Source organism: Frankia sp. CeD, from assembly GCF_000732115.1.
Lineage (GTDB): Bacteria > Actinomycetota > Actinomycetes > Frankiales > Frankiaceae > Frankia > Frankia casuarinae.
The window spans coordinates 2,992-18,909 of record NZ_JPGU01000055.1; the positions used below are offsets into that span (position 1 = coordinate 2,992).

13 protein-coding genes and 3 pseudogenes are annotated in these 15,918 nt (G+C 68.0%); 7 read left to right on the forward strand and 9 right to left on the reverse strand.

The features are described 5' to 3' along the window. Window positions 1-25: 25 nt before the first annotated feature. From CED_RS19120 to CED_RS19125, 3 genes are all read right to left on the reverse strand, one after another. Window positions 26-1,096 carry an IS3 family transposase gene (locus tag CED_RS19120; protein WP_235187166.1) on the reverse strand — a complete coding sequence of 357 codons (1,071 nt, stop codon included), beginning with the start codon at window positions 1,094-1,096 and terminating at the stop codon, window positions 26-28. Between the two features lie 20 nt (window positions 1,097-1,116). Next, window positions 1,117-1,266, reverse strand: coding sequence for a hypothetical protein (locus tag CED_RS24460; protein WP_157858598.1), 150 nt, complete (start codon window positions 1,264-1,266; stop codon window positions 1,117-1,119). Between the two features lie 158 nt (window positions 1,267-1,424). Then, window positions 1,425-2,687, reverse strand: a complete 1,263-nt coding sequence (locus CED_RS19125; RefSeq protein WP_035912963.1) for an IS110 family transposase — start codon at window positions 2,685-2,687, stop codon at window positions 1,425-1,427. Window positions 2,688-3,210: 523 nt separating this feature from the next. On the opposite strand from CED_RS19125, the pseudogene CED_RS19130 reads away from it, so the two are divergent. After that, window positions 3,211-3,489: pseudogene (locus tag CED_RS19130) on the forward strand (IS607 family transposase); the annotation flags it as partial. A gap of 108 nt (window positions 3,490-3,597) precedes the next feature. On the opposite strand, the gene CED_RS19135 reads toward CED_RS19130, so the two are convergent. Next, complete coding sequence (locus tag CED_RS19135) at window positions 3,598-4,428, reverse strand: PhzF family phenazine biosynthesis protein (protein ID WP_035912965.1); 831 nt, start codon at window positions 4,426-4,428, stop codon at window positions 3,598-3,600. Between the two features lie 149 nt (window positions 4,429-4,577). Here CED_RS19135 and CED_RS19140 point away from each other — a divergent pair, with 149 nt between their 5' ends. Beyond that, a complete protein-coding gene (locus CED_RS19140) occupies window positions 4,578-5,114 on the forward strand; it encodes a DUF1003 domain-containing protein (RefSeq protein WP_011436397.1) in 537 nt (178 codons plus the stop codon). 90 nt (window positions 5,115-5,204) lie between these two features. Here the strand turns inward: CED_RS19140 and CED_RS19145 are convergent, their stop codons facing one another. From CED_RS19145 to CED_RS19155, 3 genes and pseudogenes are all read right to left on the reverse strand, one after another. After that, window positions 5,205-6,407, reverse strand: coding sequence for a cytochrome P450 (locus CED_RS19145; protein ID WP_200875436.1), 1,203 nt, complete (start codon window positions 6,405-6,407; stop codon window positions 5,205-5,207). Window positions 6,408-7,118: 711 nt separating this feature from the next. Then, window positions 7,119-7,910 (reverse strand): annotated as a pseudogene (locus CED_RS19150) (RNA-guided endonuclease TnpB family protein); the annotation flags it as partial. A gap of 624 nt (window positions 7,911-8,534) precedes the next feature. Beyond that, the gene (locus tag CED_RS19155) at window positions 8,535-9,434 is read right to left on the reverse strand and encodes a MurR/RpiR family transcriptional regulator (protein ID WP_011436401.1); all 900 of its coding nucleotides are present in this window, start codon (window positions 9,432-9,434) and stop codon (window positions 8,535-8,537) included. Window positions 9,435-9,717: 283 nt separating this feature from the next. Here CED_RS19155 and CED_RS19160 point away from each other — a divergent pair, with 283 nt between their 5' ends. The 3 genes from CED_RS19160 (at window position 9,718) to CED_RS19170 (ending at window position 12,556) form a co-directional block, all read left to right on the forward strand. Then, entirely contained in the window at window positions 9,718-9,924 is a 207-nt protein-coding gene (locus CED_RS19160; protein ID WP_152569801.1) for a GspH/FimT family protein, read from the forward strand. Beyond that, window positions 9,917-10,054: a hypothetical protein gene (locus tag CED_RS24465; protein ID WP_157493373.1), complete on the forward strand. Its 138-nt coding sequence runs from the start codon at window positions 9,917-9,919 to the stop codon at window positions 10,052-10,054. The genes CED_RS19160 and CED_RS24465 overlap by 8 nt, the downstream gene beginning before the upstream one ends. 1,668 nt (window positions 10,055-11,722) lie before the next feature. Beyond that, on the forward strand, window positions 11,723-12,556 hold the full coding sequence (locus CED_RS19170; protein ID WP_011436404.1) for a L,D-transpeptidase: 834 nt from the start codon (window positions 11,723-11,725) through the stop codon (window positions 12,554-12,556). Here the strand turns inward: CED_RS19170 and CED_RS23075 are convergent. After that, window positions 12,501-13,253, reverse strand: a complete 753-nt coding sequence (locus tag CED_RS23075; RefSeq protein WP_200875437.1) for a DUF4386 domain-containing protein — start codon at window positions 13,251-13,253, stop codon at window positions 12,501-12,503. The genes CED_RS19170 and CED_RS23075 overlap by 56 nt on opposite strands. A 47-nt stretch (window positions 13,254-13,300) precedes the next feature. Here CED_RS23075 and CED_RS19175 point away from each other — a divergent pair, with 47 nt between their 5' ends. After that, on the forward strand, window positions 13,301-13,636 hold the full coding sequence (locus CED_RS19175) for a TetR/AcrR family transcriptional regulator C-terminal domain-containing protein (RefSeq protein ID WP_051868933.1): 336 nt from the start codon (window positions 13,301-13,303) through the stop codon (window positions 13,634-13,636). Between the two features lie 428 nt (window positions 13,637-14,064). Beyond that, window positions 14,065-15,588, forward strand: coding sequence for a condensation domain-containing protein (locus CED_RS19180; RefSeq protein WP_084680868.1), 1,524 nt, complete (start codon window positions 14,065-14,067; stop codon window positions 15,586-15,588). On the opposite strand, the pseudogene CED_RS19185 reads toward CED_RS19180, so the two are convergent. Next, window positions 15,582-15,918, reverse strand: a pseudogene (locus tag CED_RS19185) (ISAs1 family transposase); the annotation flags it as partial. The gene CED_RS19180 and the pseudogene CED_RS19185 overlap by 7 nt on opposite strands.

A 15,918-nucleotide genomic window follows, 5' to 3' on the forward strand; every position in this document is an offset into this window, starting at 1 on the left:
TTTTTGAGGCAAGATTCTTTGTGGACTAGCCTGCGTTCGATCCCTGTTTCGATCTCTGTCGAGGGATGACCTCCGATCGTTCGGGGGCACCGTCGGTGACCGGCTCGGCCTGGTCGTCGGGCTTCGTGTTGATCCCNGCGGGCTTCGGCAGCGGCGGCGGGACCGGCCGCCGGTTCACGAACCGCTCCGGGTGCGCGGCGTAGGCCGCGTCAAGCACCCGGGCCCGCGCGGCGTGCGCCTGCCCGGCCAGGCCGAAGTAGACGGCCGCCGGCGAGAGATAGCCGATCCCGGAGTGCTTGTGCGCGGTGTTGTACCAGGTGAAGAACCCACGGCAGAACCGGCGTGCCTGCTCGATCGAGTCGAAACGGTCAGGGAACTCGGGCCGGTACTTCAACGTCTTGCACTGCGATTCGGAGAACGGGTTGTCGTTCGAGACCCGCGGTCTGGAATGCGACCGGACGATGTCGAGGTCGGCCAGCAGCAGCGCGAGGGTCTTCGACGTCATCGACGAGCCACGGTCGGCGTGCACCGTCAGCCCCGACGTGTCGACGCCGTACTTCTCGCACGTCTGGCTGACCAGCTCCTTCGCGAGTTCCCCGGACTCGTTCGGCGCAAGCAGCCAGCCCACGACATACCGGCTGTAGACGTCGAGAATGACGTACAGGTAGTAGTACTCGTGTTTCGACCTGCCCTTGAGCTTGGTGATGTCCCACGTCCACACCTGGTTCGGTGCGCACACGAGCAGCTCGGGCTTCACGTGCGACGGGTGCGACGCCTGGGCGCGGCGCTCCCCGGTCTGCCCCGCCGCGGCCAGGATCCGGTAGAACGTCCGCCACGACGCCAGGTAGCCCCCCTCGTCGAGCAGAGTCGCCCACACGTGCGCCGGCGAGGCGTCCCGGAACCGCTCCGAGTTCAACACCTCCAGCACCCGTTCCCGCTCCCGCGCGGACAACGCCCGCGGCTGGACCCGCTCCCGGTGCGGCTTCGGGACCGGCCGCGGCGGCACCGAAGCCGGCGGACGATGACGCCGGTAGAACGTCGCCCGCGACCGGCCCGTTAACTCGCAGGCCTTCTTCACCCCGACAACCCCGGCCAACTCCACCGCGCAGGCGTCAGCTATCCGTTCTCCTTCGGCGACGACTCCCGGGAAATCTCGGGAATGCTTTCGGAGAGCGCCTCCAAAAGCGCGTTGGCTTTTCCCATGATGCCCACCACGCGCCGGGACGCCTCAAGCTCCTTGTCCTTCCGGGCCAGCTCCGCCCGCAACTGCTCGATCTCCCTGTCCCGCGGGTCCGCCGCCGGCCGGCCACGCTTCCTAAAGGGAAAACAGGGTGACCGTTGATCGGGACGTACCCACATGGGGCGTGCCGCCTCAGCGCCGTGGCGGGGCTGGGNCGGGNGGNGTGGNGGNCCGCTGCCTCGGGTCACGCGGCCTTGGTGTCGGTGGGCTGGTCGGTTCGTCTGGTGATGACCGCGTCGTAGCCGAGGGCGTCGAGCTGGCTGATCAGGCGTTGGGCGTGGCGGTTGGGGTCGCGGCGTCGGGTGAAGTAGTCGGCGCCGAGGTCGTGGTAGGGCTCGCCTCGGTCGAGCATGTGGAAGGCGGCGACGAGGATCGAGTGCTCGACGGCGACCCTGGCTTTGGCGGGGCCGCGGCGGGCTTTGATCCGGTGATATTGGGCGTTGAGGTAGCTGTTCTTGGTGCGGCTGGCGGCGCGGGCGGCGTCGTGCAGGTAGATCCGCAGCCATTTCGACCCTTTGCGGGTCCGGCCGCCTTTGGACTTGCCGGCGGACTCGTGCTGGCCGGGGCAGCGGCCCGCCCAGGAGGCGAGCCGTTCGGCGGAGCCGAAGACGGTCATGTCGACGCCGATCTCGGCGATCAGGCATTCGGCCATGCGGCGGTCGACCCCGGGGATCGTGTCCAGCAGGGCGACCTCATCCGCGAAAGGGGCGNTCACCCGGTCGATCTCGGTCGAGAGCCGGTCGATGGCCTCGTCCAGGTAGTCCAGCTTGGACAGGATCTCCCCGATGATGATCGCGTGATGGCCGGTGAAGAACGCGGTCAGCGCCTCTTGCAGCGCCGGGATCTTCTTACGGAGCTGGCCCTTGGCGAGCTCGGCGAGCACGACCGGGTCGGTGGTCCCCGCGACCAGCGCGTCGAGGATCGCCCGCCCGGACTTCCCGAGCACATCCGACGCGACCGACGACAGCTTGATCCCCGCGTCCTGGAGGACCTTGTCGAGGCGCTGCGCCTCCCGGGTCCGCTCGTCGATCTGCGCGCGGCGATACCGGGTCAGGTCACGTAGTTCCCGGATCGGCTGGGGCGGCACGAACGACGGGCGGACCAGGCCGTACTCGACCAGCTCCGCGATCCACGCCGCGTCCGCCGCATCCGTCTTACGGCCCGGCACGTTGCGCAGATGCCGGGCATTGAGCAGCCAGCACTCGGCGACCGCGTCCTCCAGAATGTGGAACGGCGCCTTCCAGAAAACCCCGGTCGACTCCATCCCGACCCGGGTCACGCCCAGCCCCGTCAGCCAGTCCCGCAACGCCAACAGCTCACGCGTCGTCGTCCCGAACGTGTGCAACTCGACCCGGCCAGGCCCACCCGGATCGGAGATCCGCGCACAGGCGACGATCTCGTCCTTGTGCACGTCCAGACCGGCGCACCGCGCCACCTGCCGCTCCACCAGACCCCCTCATACATCGAGACAGACCAGGCGGCCGACCGGGGGGATCAGATGATCAAAGAGTCTAAAGGTCGCGCTCGAAGCAGCAGTCCCACGTGCCTGAAGATCCCCACGTCACACTAGAAGACGGGCTCCACCTACGGCACCAAGGCAGCCCGACGTCGACCGGCCGACCACCAGCGATTTTCCATCGCCCCACGTGGCCGGCCAGTAGCCGCGTGAGGTCGATGCGGTGACGCTCGATCGCATCAGCGCCATCCCGGTGGTACTTCGATAGCCGCAGATAGAGCCAGATCGGCCGCGTCCCTGACCGAACCTCGACGCCGTAGGACCGAAAGGGCGGATAGACCACGGCCCGTGTGCGTCGGCCTGGGCGACGCAGGAACGGGTGTTCTTCGCCTGTTTCGGGGTTGATGGCGATGCCTTCGACCGTTCCGTCACTTAGTTCGCGTTCCATAGGGTGTACTTTAGTTTGCACGACTCAGCGCTTAATAATGTACTTTGGCAGGCTATAGTGGGCCATGCCCTGCTACGCGGCACGCAGGTAGCCACGATCGTTGTCGAGTATCGCGACCGGTTCGGCCGGTTCGGCGTCGAGTATGTCGACGCCGACCTTGCCGCGTCCGGCCGCCGGCTGCTGGTCGTCGACCCCGCCGGGGTGGATGAGGACCCCGCCGGGGTGGATGACGATCTGGTCGGGGACGTGACCGAGATCCTGACGTCGCTGTGCTTCCGGCTGTATGGTCGGGAGGCCGCCGCGGACCGGGTCCGGCGCGCGGTCGCAGCCGCCGTCGAGGAAGCCCGTGAGGGTCCTCCAGGCGTATCGGGTTCGCTCTTGACCCGGAACGACGCCCAGCTCGCCGACCTGCGCCGGTATGCCAGCGCAGGTCGGTTCGTTTACAAACGGAACCTATAGCTCGACGAAGCCGGACACGCAGGTGATCGTGTCGCCGCCGATCCAGACCGTGCCGTCCGCATCAGCGGAGATGTGCACCCGTCCGGTCCGGTGGAGCAGTGTTCCCTGGCTCACCGTGTAGGGTGCGCTCGCTCGCCCGGTCCGGAGCAGCCATTGGGCGACGGACGCGTTGAGGCTTCCGGTTACCGGATCCTCCCTCGTCGTGCCGTTCACGGGGAAGAAGGCCCGAACTTCGAACGTCTCGGTCGACTCGGGCGGATACGGGCCGAGCACGCCGAGATGCAGGTCGACGATGCCCGGTTGCAACGCGAGGACCGCCTCGGCGCTGTCGAGTAGAACAGCAATCNATCCCGGCCCGTTATCCGCCCACTCGGCGGCCACGATGTCATCGCGGGCGATGCCCAGCGCCGTGCCGATGCGCTGGACGAGGGCCTCCTTAACCGGCCCCGAGCGTCGCAGCGGGGGTGCGGCGAACGCGAGTCCGTCCGCGGTCCGCCGGACGGGAACGAGCCCGGCACCACACTCCTGAACGACCACATCGCCCCGTTCGGCCGGAGGCCGGGTGGTCAGCCAGGCGTGGCAGGTACCCAGCGTGGGATGCCCTGCGAAGGCCAGCTCGGCACCGGGTGTGAAGATCCGGACCCGGTAGTCGGCGTCCGATGAGGTGGGCGGCAGGATGAAGGTAGTCTCCGAGAGGTTCGTCCACCGGGCGAACCGCTGCATCTCCTCCGGGTCGAGTCCCGATCCGTCGAGCACGACGGCTACCGGATTGCCCTGATACGGGGATCTTGAGAAGACATCGATCTGTTGGAAGGGACGCGGCATCGGCCCAGTGTCCCGCGGGCCGCCGGCTGACCGCGCGGATGCAGGTGAGGAATTCCTGGATTCCGATCGCCAGGCGGCTGGAGGCGATGGAGCGTCACCAGGAGCGGGCCGGCGCGGGAACGCATCCGGGTGCATATCAGCATGAAGGCATGAGTTCCTCCGCCGACACCCATGGCCGACCCCGTCACGCCGAAGCGGGTGGCCGCCCGCATCCGCGTATTTCCAACGAGCGGATCGCCTTCGCCCGGATGCGCACCTCGCAGGACCGCGGGGCGGATCTGATCACCTCCTTCGCGGGATCGCTGCCCTTCGTCTACCTGCATGCGGTCTGGTTCGGCGGCTGGATCCTGTTGAACGAGGGCGTGTTCGGCGAGGGCGCCGTCTTCGACCGCTACCCGTTCGGCCTCCTGACGATGATCGTCAGCTTGGAGGCGATCTTCCTATCGACGTTCGTGATGGTCAGCCAGAACCGTGAGGCCGCCCGGCAGAACCTCCGTGCCGAACTCGACTTCGAGACCAACCTGCGGTCCGAGGTGTGGTCGGTCCACATCGGGCGGGCGCTCGGGCTTGACCCCGACGAGGTGGAACGGGACGTCCAGGAGCTCGTCGCGCACGCCCGCGCGGAGATCCGTAACGGCCAGGCCCAGCCGATGGGTCCGGGAGTGATGGATCCGGGAGTGTCGTGACGCCTCAGGTTCATCGTCGGCGACGACGCGAATCCGGTGCCTGGTGCCCGGCGCCGGGCGTGTGGGGCCGGGTCAACCGAGCGCGACGATTCAGTCGAGCGTGACGACGAGGCCGCGCAGCTCGTAGGCCGCGATCTCGTCCCGGAGGGTGACCTGGGGTGGGCTGGCCATGTGCAGGCCGTCGAGCATGAACAGCTTGTGCAGGAAGATGTCGGTTTCGTGGATGGCGACGTGTGCGCCGGGGCATTTGTGGGGGCCGTCGCCGAAGCTCAGCCCCGCCGGACTCACGCCGTCGCCGATCGGGCGGGCGGGGCGGACTGTGTACGGGTCGGCGCCGATGGCCTGCGTGTCGATGTTGGTGCTGCTCACCGCGATGTCGATCTGGGCGCCGGCTGGGATCGTTNGCGGGCCGTGCGGGNCCGGTAGCTGGATGTCGGCCGTCGTGCGCCGTTTGAGAGTGGAGATGACCGGTTCCAAGCGCAGGAACTCGTGCAGGATCGCGATCCGTTCGGTCTGGTCAGCGTCGTGGTAGCGGGCGCGCAGTGTGTCGTCGGTGAACAGGTGCCAGGCGGCGACGTTGATGAACTCCCGGGTGGTGATCATTCCTGCGGGTGCGAAGGTGACGCACTCGGCGAAGATTTCGGCATTGGTGCAGCCTTGGTCGATCATGTGTGAGATGAGGTCATCCGTGCGTCGCCGACGGCGGGCGCGTACCGCGGGGCGCACGTCGGCGAGGTAGAAGGCGAGGGCGTGGCGGTTCTGCCGGATGAACTGCCTGATGCCGCGGATGCTGGTGACATTCGGCGGTCCGAGGTCTCCCTGGGCGAACCGTTCCAGGCGGGCGGCCATGCCGGGGCGGCTGTTGGTGAGGCCGATCACCGCGGCGGCGACCTCGACGGCGAGGGCGAAGCTGAGCTCGGACAGGTCGACGCTCCGCTCGCGGCGCAACCGGTCGATCTGCTCGTCGGCGACGCGGTGCATCAGCTCGCGGTAGTGCTCGTCGACCCTGCGTAGAGTGAAGAATCGTGCGGTCAGCCGGCGGCGTTCCCGGTGCTCGGGGCCGTCGCTGTGCAGCACCGGTCGGCGGATCCGCTTGGGAATCGCCTTAGATGCGTCGATACCGAGGCCGGCCTGCTTGGTTTCCAAGCTGCGCAGCACCGCCTGCCCGGCGGCGTACCCGCTGATCCGCCATACGCCGTCGGCGCCCTGTACGACCGGGCATCCGCCGTTCGGGTCTTCGCGGTCGATCTTGCGTGCCGACGTCCCGACGTCGGTCACCACGGGATCCGCCATGGATTCTCCTTCCCAGGGCACTCCGGAAACCGGCCGGGGCGCGGCTTCAGGGCCGTCATGACTGACCGGTGCGGCGATGGAGTGCTGCTGATGCCTATCGAATCGTTGGTGGATGCGAGGGAAAGCCGCCGCCGCCGCCCCTGCGGCTGGCTTGTTCGGGTAACGGCTCGAGGCGGAGTCGGGNGGCATCGGAGGAAGCCGTCGGCCGGACGCCTGAAACCTCTTGCAACCACTTGTGAGCCGGCAATGATGCCCCCTGCGCGGGGAATCCGTGACGGTCCCGGCCATGACGGCCCGCCGGGTTCGGCGGCATTCCTCAACGGTTCTGGCCGCTTTTCACGCTCCGCTTTTCACGCTCCGCGTCCGGGTCCGGGTCCCGTCCGACTTTACCGGAAGGATTGGGAGGGCCGGCTCATTCGTGCCCTCATTCGTGCCCTCCGGGGCGCAGCAGCGGGCCGTGATCTGACTACCCAATTGTGTCAGTTGGTGGGCGGGGCGTTCACGCCGAGCGTGGTCACGGCGCTTTTTCGGAAGCTCGCCGTCATGGTCTACGGCAGACCCGGCAAGGCGATCGCGACGGGAATCACGTGTCGCGCCCTTCCGTGCCGCGTGAAGGATTTCACGCCGACCGGGACNCCCTCCGTGNCCCNCCGTGNCCCGCCGTGTCCCGCCGTACTTCCCGCCGGATGCCACCTCGGTGGTGCGGGTGACGCTCTTCCCGGCCATGGCCGTGCCGGGTTCCCGCTTCACAGCCACCCGCCCACCAGGGTGGGTCTTACGGTCGGCTCCACGGGCGTTTATCGTCTCCGACGTACTGGCGGCGACGAGGTGACGCAGGTTGACCGCGGCGTTGGCGTCGCGGTCGGCCACCAGCCCGCAGGACGGGCAGGTGAAGATGCGGTCCGGCNGGGTCNGNTTTGGNTTNCGCCCGCCACAGCCGGAACAGGTCTTGCTCGAGGGGTACCAGCGGTCCGCGACCACCAGGGTCGATCCGTACCAGAGGGTTTTGTAGGCGAGCTGGCGGCGGACCTCGGCCATGCCGGTATCGGACACGGCACGGGCGAGGCGGCGGTTACGGACCATTCCGGCCACGGGCAGGTCTTCCACCACGATCGTTTCGTGGGACGTCGCGAGCCGGGTGGTGAGCTTGTGCGGCCCGTCGCGGCGCAGCTTCCGCAGCGACCGGGCCAGCGGCTTCGGGTTCGCCACGGTCTCACCGGTCGACAGGACGGCGAGGTGGCGCACCCCGAGGTCGACACCGACCGTCACGGCGGCACGCTGCCGCCGTGACGGGCCGGTGGGAACCTCCCGCTCGACCTCGACGGTGAACGATACGAACCAGCGGCAGGCCGTGCGCGACACCGTGGCGCCTAGGAGGCGGGCCCGACCATTCGCCAGCCGCCCGGTCAGCGCGCCCATCGGCTCGCGGACCTTCACCCNGCCGATCCGGGGCAGCTTCACATGCCGGTCGTCGGCCGGCACGCTGGTTGTTGTTCGGGTCGAGCGCGAACCGGTACGCCCGCAACGCCTTCACGCCGGTCGTCCTTCGTCCACCTGAACACGGTGCCCGTCGGGTTGGCCCGAACGGAGAAGTAGCACGTGATCAACCCGCCGAGGCCGGTCCTGAATGAGGGCTCCGCGTAGGTCTCCTCGTAAGTGTCCTACCAGGGGAAGGCCAACCGGCGGGGTGCCCTGTCGAGGACGCTGGGTGCCCGGTCGAGGACAACACGGCCGGCGAACGTGATGACCGCCAACACTCACGAGCGTTCACGAGGTCAGGTCCCAGATTCGCCGGCCGAAGGCCAGTCGAAGGATCGTGGTCACCGCAGGAGCGGGTGCGGTGGGAGGCCGGCGCACGGTTTACACGGTCTGCGTAGTTCGTGCGGTCNGCGNGGGGNGAGAGGACCGCCGCTACCGCCGCCGGCCTGCCGTGGCCGTCTCGCTGGCCGTCTCGCTGGCCGTCTCGACCGTGTATAACCAGCCAACCGCTGGACCNNTNTCNNNTNNACNNNAACGATCAGATCACCGCCGTACCGGACCGGGAGATGGCCACCCTCGCCATGGCCACCCTCGCCATGGCCACCCTCGCCGTCACCCTCCGCGGGTTCACCTCCGTGATCTCGGGTGTCAGATCCGGTGTTCGGTGAGTACCTCGGCGGTGAGTTCCTGGGCTTTCTGGGCGCGGTCGGGTTGCGCGAGGTGGACGGCCACGAACAGGGCGTCGAGGACCGTCGCGTGGATGATGCGGCTGCTCATGGCCTCGACTCGATAGTTTGTTTCGCTGCTGCCGGCGACGAGGGCTACGTCGGCCAGCCTCGTCAGGGGGGATCGGAAGAAGCTGGTGAGGGCTATGGTCGTGGCCCCTGCCGCGCGCGCCGCGGCGGCGCCGGCCAGGGTTTCGCGGGTCTGCCCGGTGTGGCTGATGGCCAGGCAGGCGGAGGCGGGAGGCAGCAGGCGCGCGGCCACGTGTTGGACGTGGGCGTCGGCGGGGGCTTCGGCGAGCAGGCCGAGAGTGCGGAAGCGGTAGGCGGCGTCCTGGGCGAGCGGGGCGGACGTCCCCGCGCCGATGAGCAGGACCCGGTCAGCGCATTGCAGGGCGTCGACCGCGCGGGTGAATGCCGCGCGGTCGACGGTGCGGGTGGTCTCGGACAGGGCCGACTCGGTGCTGTGGAGGATCTTTTCCAGGATGGTGGCAGGGGAGTCGGCGTGGGTGACGGCCTCGTGGAGGCCGCGTTCGGGAGGAATCGCTTCGCCGGCGAGACGAATTTTGAGGTCGGCGAAGCCCTTGAGGCCGAGATCCTGACAGAACCGGACCACGGTCGCGACGGAGGTGCCGGTCCGGTCGGCGAGATCGGTGACGGTGAGGTGAACGATCTCCCTCGGGTCGTCGAGGATCAGCTGGCCGATCTTGCGACCGCTGGGAGTGAGAGTCGGCAGGCAGGCGCGTAGGTGCGCGATGGTGCCGCCCGGCCCGGGGGTGGGTTGGGCGGGCTCGTCGATCGTCTCGACGGCCGTCGGTCCGGTCATGGTCTCTCCCAACGTCGTCACCATCCTCGCGCTTTTCGGCTTCCAGCTTGCCGGTGGTGCGCTGTCATCTGCCGCACGGGCCGGATGAAGATCTGTTCCTTTGGTAGAAATCATACTGTATGAAAATTCTATCCATCTAATGCATTCCGTTAAGAGGATGTTTCCTTCTGTCTCCGTCTCTCAGCCCTGCCCCCGCTGAGCCCGTTGACCGTCTGCCGTAAGCGAGGAGAGATATGAAGCTGAGCACCGACCGCATCGTGACCGCCCACGTCGGCAGCCTGCCGTGCCCAGGATGCTGGCCGAAGAGGTGCTCCAGCGGGAGCATCACGACCCGACCCCGGAGCGGGCACAGCGGCTGCCGGGAACCATCCGCCAGGCGGCCGCCGAGGCGGTGCGCCGCCATGCCGAGGTCGGCATCGACGTCGGCAACGATAGCGAGATGATCAAGATCGTCTATGCCACCTACGTCAAGGAGCGGCTGAGTGCCTGAGCGCCTGAGTGGCTTCGACGCGACCGCCGGGGCCAGGCCCATCCCGCCGAAGGCACCCGATCATGACCAGCGTCCCGCCGCCAACCGGGCCGTTCCCCGCACCCGACGCGTACTGCGACTCACCCGCTGAGCATCGACCGCATCGCGGCCGAGTTCGGGGGACGGCCACCGTGGCGGACGGGTCCCTGCTGCCGTGTCGGTCGTACAGTTCCGATCCGGAACTGTACTCGGGAGAACAGCACCTGACCGGGCACAACCCGGGCCGTCGCCAACTCCAGGGTCTGGCGAGTACTGCACACNGACCACCGGCGTCCGCTCCCGACCCGTCGGACGGAATTCTCCGTGATCTGGGCGCTCTATTTCTATTCCCCGAGTTCTGCGTAGCCCTCCTTATCACCCTCCTGGTTCTGGCGGTGCCGGGTGGACCCGGCCCAGGCCGACCTCGTTTACCGCACCCACCATTCCGGCGCGCTGGCGGCCATCGTCCTGCACACCACATCCGCGTACCTGGCCCGTTCGGAGAGCCCGACATAATCGTATCGCCGTCCTCACCTGTCCTGGTGAGGACAGGTGAGTCGGAAGATACCGGCCGAACAACTTTCGCCGGCGCCTCCTGGTGGGTACGAAAAAATCCTCTGCACACACGGCACGGACGGACCGTCCGCGCCCGGTTCCCGCCGCCGTGTTAGCCCGGACGGGGTACCTGGTGAGATCGTGCGGGGTAGCACGAGGACGTCGCAGAGTACTGTCGCCAGGGCGATTCAACGTACACGTACGCCGATAAATTACGCAGGGAAGGGGCGTCCCGCCATGCGCTCGCGAAAAATGTATTTTGCCGCCGTCGGTGCTGCCGGCGCCCTGGCCGCCGCCGTGGCCGGTCCAGCCGGTGCCGCGTTCCCCGACGGGGTGCCCGGTTCCAGTCAGGTCACGCTCCCGGGCGGCTTCGCCCTGCGGCCAGATCTCGACGTGAGTATCGACAACGTCGTCGTCAACCCGACCCCGCCTCATATCGTCGCGCAGATCAACCCGTTGTTCCGCGCCTACTCGATCGGGGCGGCCGACATCAACCGGATCCAGAGCCACCTGCGGTCGCTCGACCTGCGATCGGCAGGCGGGCACGGCATGGTCTCGTGGACGCTGAAGAACGTCACCGATCATCCGGTCGCCTTCGGCTGGTTCTCGAAGGAGGGGCGGGGCGGCAACGGGGTGCTGGCGGCGGGNGCCTCGCGCACCTTGGACACGCATTCCTCCCTCGTCGTGGCCCGCGTGTTCGACCAGTCGTGGAACCCCTCACCCCAGCTGCCGACGATCGGTGTGTCGACCCACGGTCGGCCGGTGCCGGCCAGCGGACAGGGCCCGTCGACCGCGGCCACCACTACCGGCCTTACCGGCACCGGTCCTACCGGCACCGGTCCTACCGGCACCGGTCCTACCGGCACCGGCCCCGTCGCCCCGGGAGCCGGTATCGTGCCGGGCACGCGGGGCGAGGCGCCCTCGTACCCGCAGGCCTCTGGTGGCGGACAGGCCTCTGGTGGCGGACAGGCCTCTGCTGGCGGACAGACTCCCGGTACTGGGGAGTCGACCGGTGGCGGACAGATCCCCGGTACCGCGAAGGCTCCCGGAACGGGAGAAGCCCCGGCCCAGGAGACGGGCTCGACATCACCCGTAACCAGCGGCACGACACCACAGGGCTCGCCCGGGCAGCAGGGCGGCACCGGCACCAGTACCGGCACGACGGTACCGGCGACGCCGATCACGACGAACACCGTCCCCTTCACGGGATGACCGGCTCTATGGGATGACAGAGGTGACGGACGCGGGCACCCGGCGGCCTCGACCACCCGCCGGCTTGTCGGCGCCGCGCGCGTCGGCCGCGCTGATGGTCGCCGTGTGCGGGCTGCTGTTCCCGGCCGCCTGCGCGGTCGGTGGTGAGGGCATCGGCGCCGGCTCTTCGGCCACCGGTATGTCTTCGGCCATCCCCAGGTCTTCGGTAACCGCCAGGTCTTCTCGCGGCGCGGCGGCCGAGCCGGAGGCGGTGAACACGATTCTGACCGCGACCGTCGCCGGCGTGGACGTCTACCCAACGCCCATGTCCACCTGGCCCGCGTCGCGGCTGAGTAACCCGAATGAGGCGGGCGCGCCACGGGTCTTTCTCGTCACGGCGAGACTGCCCGGATGGTGGCAGGTCCTGCTGCCGATATGGCCCAACGGCAGCCGCGGATGGATCAGGGACGACCAGGTCCGCGCCAGCACCACCGCCTATCACCTGCAGGTCGTCCGCGGAGCCCACCAGTTGCGGCTGTATCGCGGGAACACGCTCATATCCCTGTTCGTGGTGGCGGTCGGAACCACGGACACGCCGACCCCCGGGGGGCGGTACTACCTGACCGAACTGCTGCGGCCGCGGAATCCGACCGGACCCTACGGGCCCTTCGCCTTCGGCCTCTCGGGCTTCTCCACCTCACTGGCCTCCTTCGAAGGCCATGCTCCGATTATCGGTCTGCATGGCACCGACCAGCCCCACACGCTGGGGCGTGACGTCAGCCACGGCTGCATCCGCCTGAGTAACAGCGACATCACCTGGTTGGCGGGCATGCTGCCCCTGGGCACGCCGGTCGACATCGTCGCCTGACCGGTCCCATCTCGACCTCGTCGGGGTCTGTCGCGGATGCGACAGACCCCGATGCCGATCTTGAATTACTCAAGGCTGAACCGGCAGCCCGGCAGCCCGGCAGCCCGGCAGCCCGGCAGCGGCTGGCCGCGGGGCNGAGCCGGTTCTGCGGGGTCGGCTGGGTGGATGCCGGCGCAGGAGCGCGAAGCCGAGGGTGGCGATCCATACTCCACCAGAGTGTGGAGCCGAGGAAGCCCGCCGATTCCCATGCGGGGACCCCGGGGATCGCGGTGGTCAGGATGTCGCCCTGGTTGAGCAGGTAGATGGCGCTTGCGACCAGGCCCAGCATGCCCACAGCGGCGGGAAGCAGACGGCGGCGGAGGATGATCACGGAGATCGTCGTCGACCAGGCGATGGCGAGCGTCTGGCCGAGGTGCTCGCCAAGCAGGGCGCCGCCGAGCTGGTGTTGTGCGAGCCAGGCGGCGTCGACGGCTGCTCGGGTCGTCGTGTCGCCGGCCATGTACTGCCGTGCCAGCGGCGGCACGACGAAAACCCAGCGCAGGAATCCGGCGAGCGCGAGCACGATCGCGGCGGAGCCGACCCAGGTCGCGGCGCGCNGGACGGGATCGTCCCGGCGACCGAGGGCCGTGGGCAGCAGCAGCGTCGGCGGTAGTAGCAGAGCGTAGGTCCAGCCGGTCGCGAACCAGGTCCAGACCAGGCCGGTGCCGCCTCGATGGAAGGACGGAAGGACGACTCGGTGGCCCGATGGACGGCCCCAACGCGCTCGCGCTCAACGAGCGGCTGCTCGCGGCGCTGGCCGACGGCGGGGTGCCGGCGGCGAACGCGGCCCGGTCCGCATATCTGCTGATCGTGTATGTGCTGGGCGCCATCGCGTTGGAGGCCGCCGAGCCGCACGAGCCGGGAACCACCGAGGCGGAGCGGANCGCCGCCCGCCGTGACGCGTTCGCTGCCGTGCCCGTCGAGCATTACCCACGCACCGCCAGCCAGATTGACGTGCTGGCCGCCTACGTCACCACCGAGCAGTTCAGCTGGGGCCTCGACCGTGTCCTTGACGGCATCGAACGCCTCATTGACCCCTGAGCGCGGGCAGTTCGTCGGCGCGGAGTCAAGGCTGTGGGATATTTTCAGTGGCGCTTCTCGCGCGTCCGCATCGAAAATCTTGTCGGGATTTCAGCGGTACCTCCTGGCCGGGCGGTGAACGGCCAATGAATCGGTCGGAATGGCGTCGGAATGGCGTCGGAATGAAGGTGGATAAAGCCGCTGTTCGGTGCTGCTCGATCGCCATCTCGAATGAATCGATAGCGCTGTGTAATAAGTGTTGACGACCTTCGTGGCGTGGGCCACAGTACCGGTTGAAAGTGGTGCTCGGCAGGTTGACCTGCTCGTGGCGACGAGAGGAAGCCGTTTCGAATTCCAGTAGTCTGGGCCAGGTCGGCTTTCCACATAGCCTCGCCGTGGGGCCAGACCTCCGGTCGGAAAAGTCGACCCAACGTTACGAGAGGCTCGATATGCACAACCCGGAAGGGCGCGGCACCTCGCCAGGTCCGGTGGCGCCGACGAGCGCGCGCCGCCTCGGGTCGGGAGCCGTGCGGTCGGGCGGAGACGTGGAAAGGATTCCGCTGGCGGCGGNGCAGCACGCAATGCTGTTGCACAGTGGCAGCGCTCCCGGCGAGGGATTCTACGTTCTGCAGAAGTTGTTCACGTTGCGGGAGCAGCTGAATCTGGCGGTGTTCGAGCAGGCACTGCGGGACCTGTTCGACTGGCATCCGATGCTGCGGACCAGGCTTCTGCTGGACCATCCGGACGGTCCGAGCCAGGTGGTCAGCAGTGATGTCGATGTGTCCTTGCCCGCGCGGGACTGGAGGCAGTTGGACAGCGCAACTCGGCAACAGAGCCTGCGCGAATACCTCGACGATGACAAGCGCCGGTCCTTCGATTTCGCGGCCGGGCCCCCGATGCGGTTCGCGGTCTTCCGCATGGATAATCATGAATACGAGTTCGTCTGGACGACCCATCATGCACTGATGGACGGGCGCTCCCTTTTCATGGTGAGCGCGGAACTCTTCGAACGGTACGATCACCTGCTCGTCGGGCGCCGGGCCGAGCGTCCCCGTCCGCGCCCGTACCGGGACTACGTCGCCTGGCTGGCCGAGCAGGACCTTGTCGCAGCGGAGTCGTTCTGGCGTGCCGATCTGGCTGGTGTTACGGAGCCCACGCCATTCGTCGTCGACGTGGTCCGCGTCCCCGACCCCGGTGAGAACGTCCTGACGGCCGTGGAGACCGAGCTTTCGGAAGAGATGACCAGGGCACTGGAACTCCTGGTCCGTGAGCAACAGGTAACCGCTAATAACGTCGTGCAGGCGGCGTGGACGGTCCTCCTGCAACAGCTCAGTGGCCGCCATGACGTAGTATTCGGTACAACCCGGGCATGTCGCGGATTCCTGGACGGCGCCCAGGACATGCTTGGTCTCTTTCTCAATACGCTGCCATTCCGCGTCGTCGCCCCGAGCACGATGACCGTGATCGAGCTGCTGAAGCGGCTGCGACGGCATCAGCTGGCGCTGCGAGAGTTTGAGCACACCTCGCCGACCCGTATCCACACCTGGAGTGATATTCCGGCCTCGCTCCCGATGTTCGAGAGTCTGCTCATCTTTGAGAACTACCTGCCTGCTACCCGGCTGCGGTCGCTGGGGGGTTCCTGGCGGCACCGGGAATTCCGTCTGGAGGAGCAGACGAATTNCCCGCTCACTCTCTATGCGAACCACGACCACCGCCTCATCCTCAGGATCGGTTATGACCGCCGCCGTTTCACCGACAAGACGGTAGAACGGATGGGATCCCAGGTTCGGCGGTTGTTGGAGGCGATGGTTGCCGCCCCGGAGGTCCCCCTCGGTGCGCTTCCGAAACTTGCCCCGGAGGAGCTGGCCGGCCGGCGGACGAAGGGACTGGCCGGGCCGGTCGGACCGGTTGAGCCGGTTGAGCCGGGGGAGCCGGGGGAGCCGGGGGAGCAGGGTGACCCGCAAAGTCATTGATGCAGGTCAGCGGGGTTGTCGAGAGTGAGGATGGCCAGGAGCAGGGCGTTGTCGTGTCGGATTCTGCGGATGGTCGGGGCGATGCGGTTATGGCCAGCGAGGCGAATCAGCCCGATGATCAGGTTACGGAGTGTGGTCATGATGCGGGGCAGTGGGCCGGTCCNAACCCGCGAGGCATCCTCACGGAACGTCACATCGCGCACCCAGTGGACCTTGTTCTCGATCGTCCAATGCCCTCGGGCGTAGCCCGCGAGATCAGCGGGTGTGACCGCGTCGAGGGTGAGGCTCGTCAGGACGTGGACCGTGACAGTGCTCGGGATCGTCCGGGTG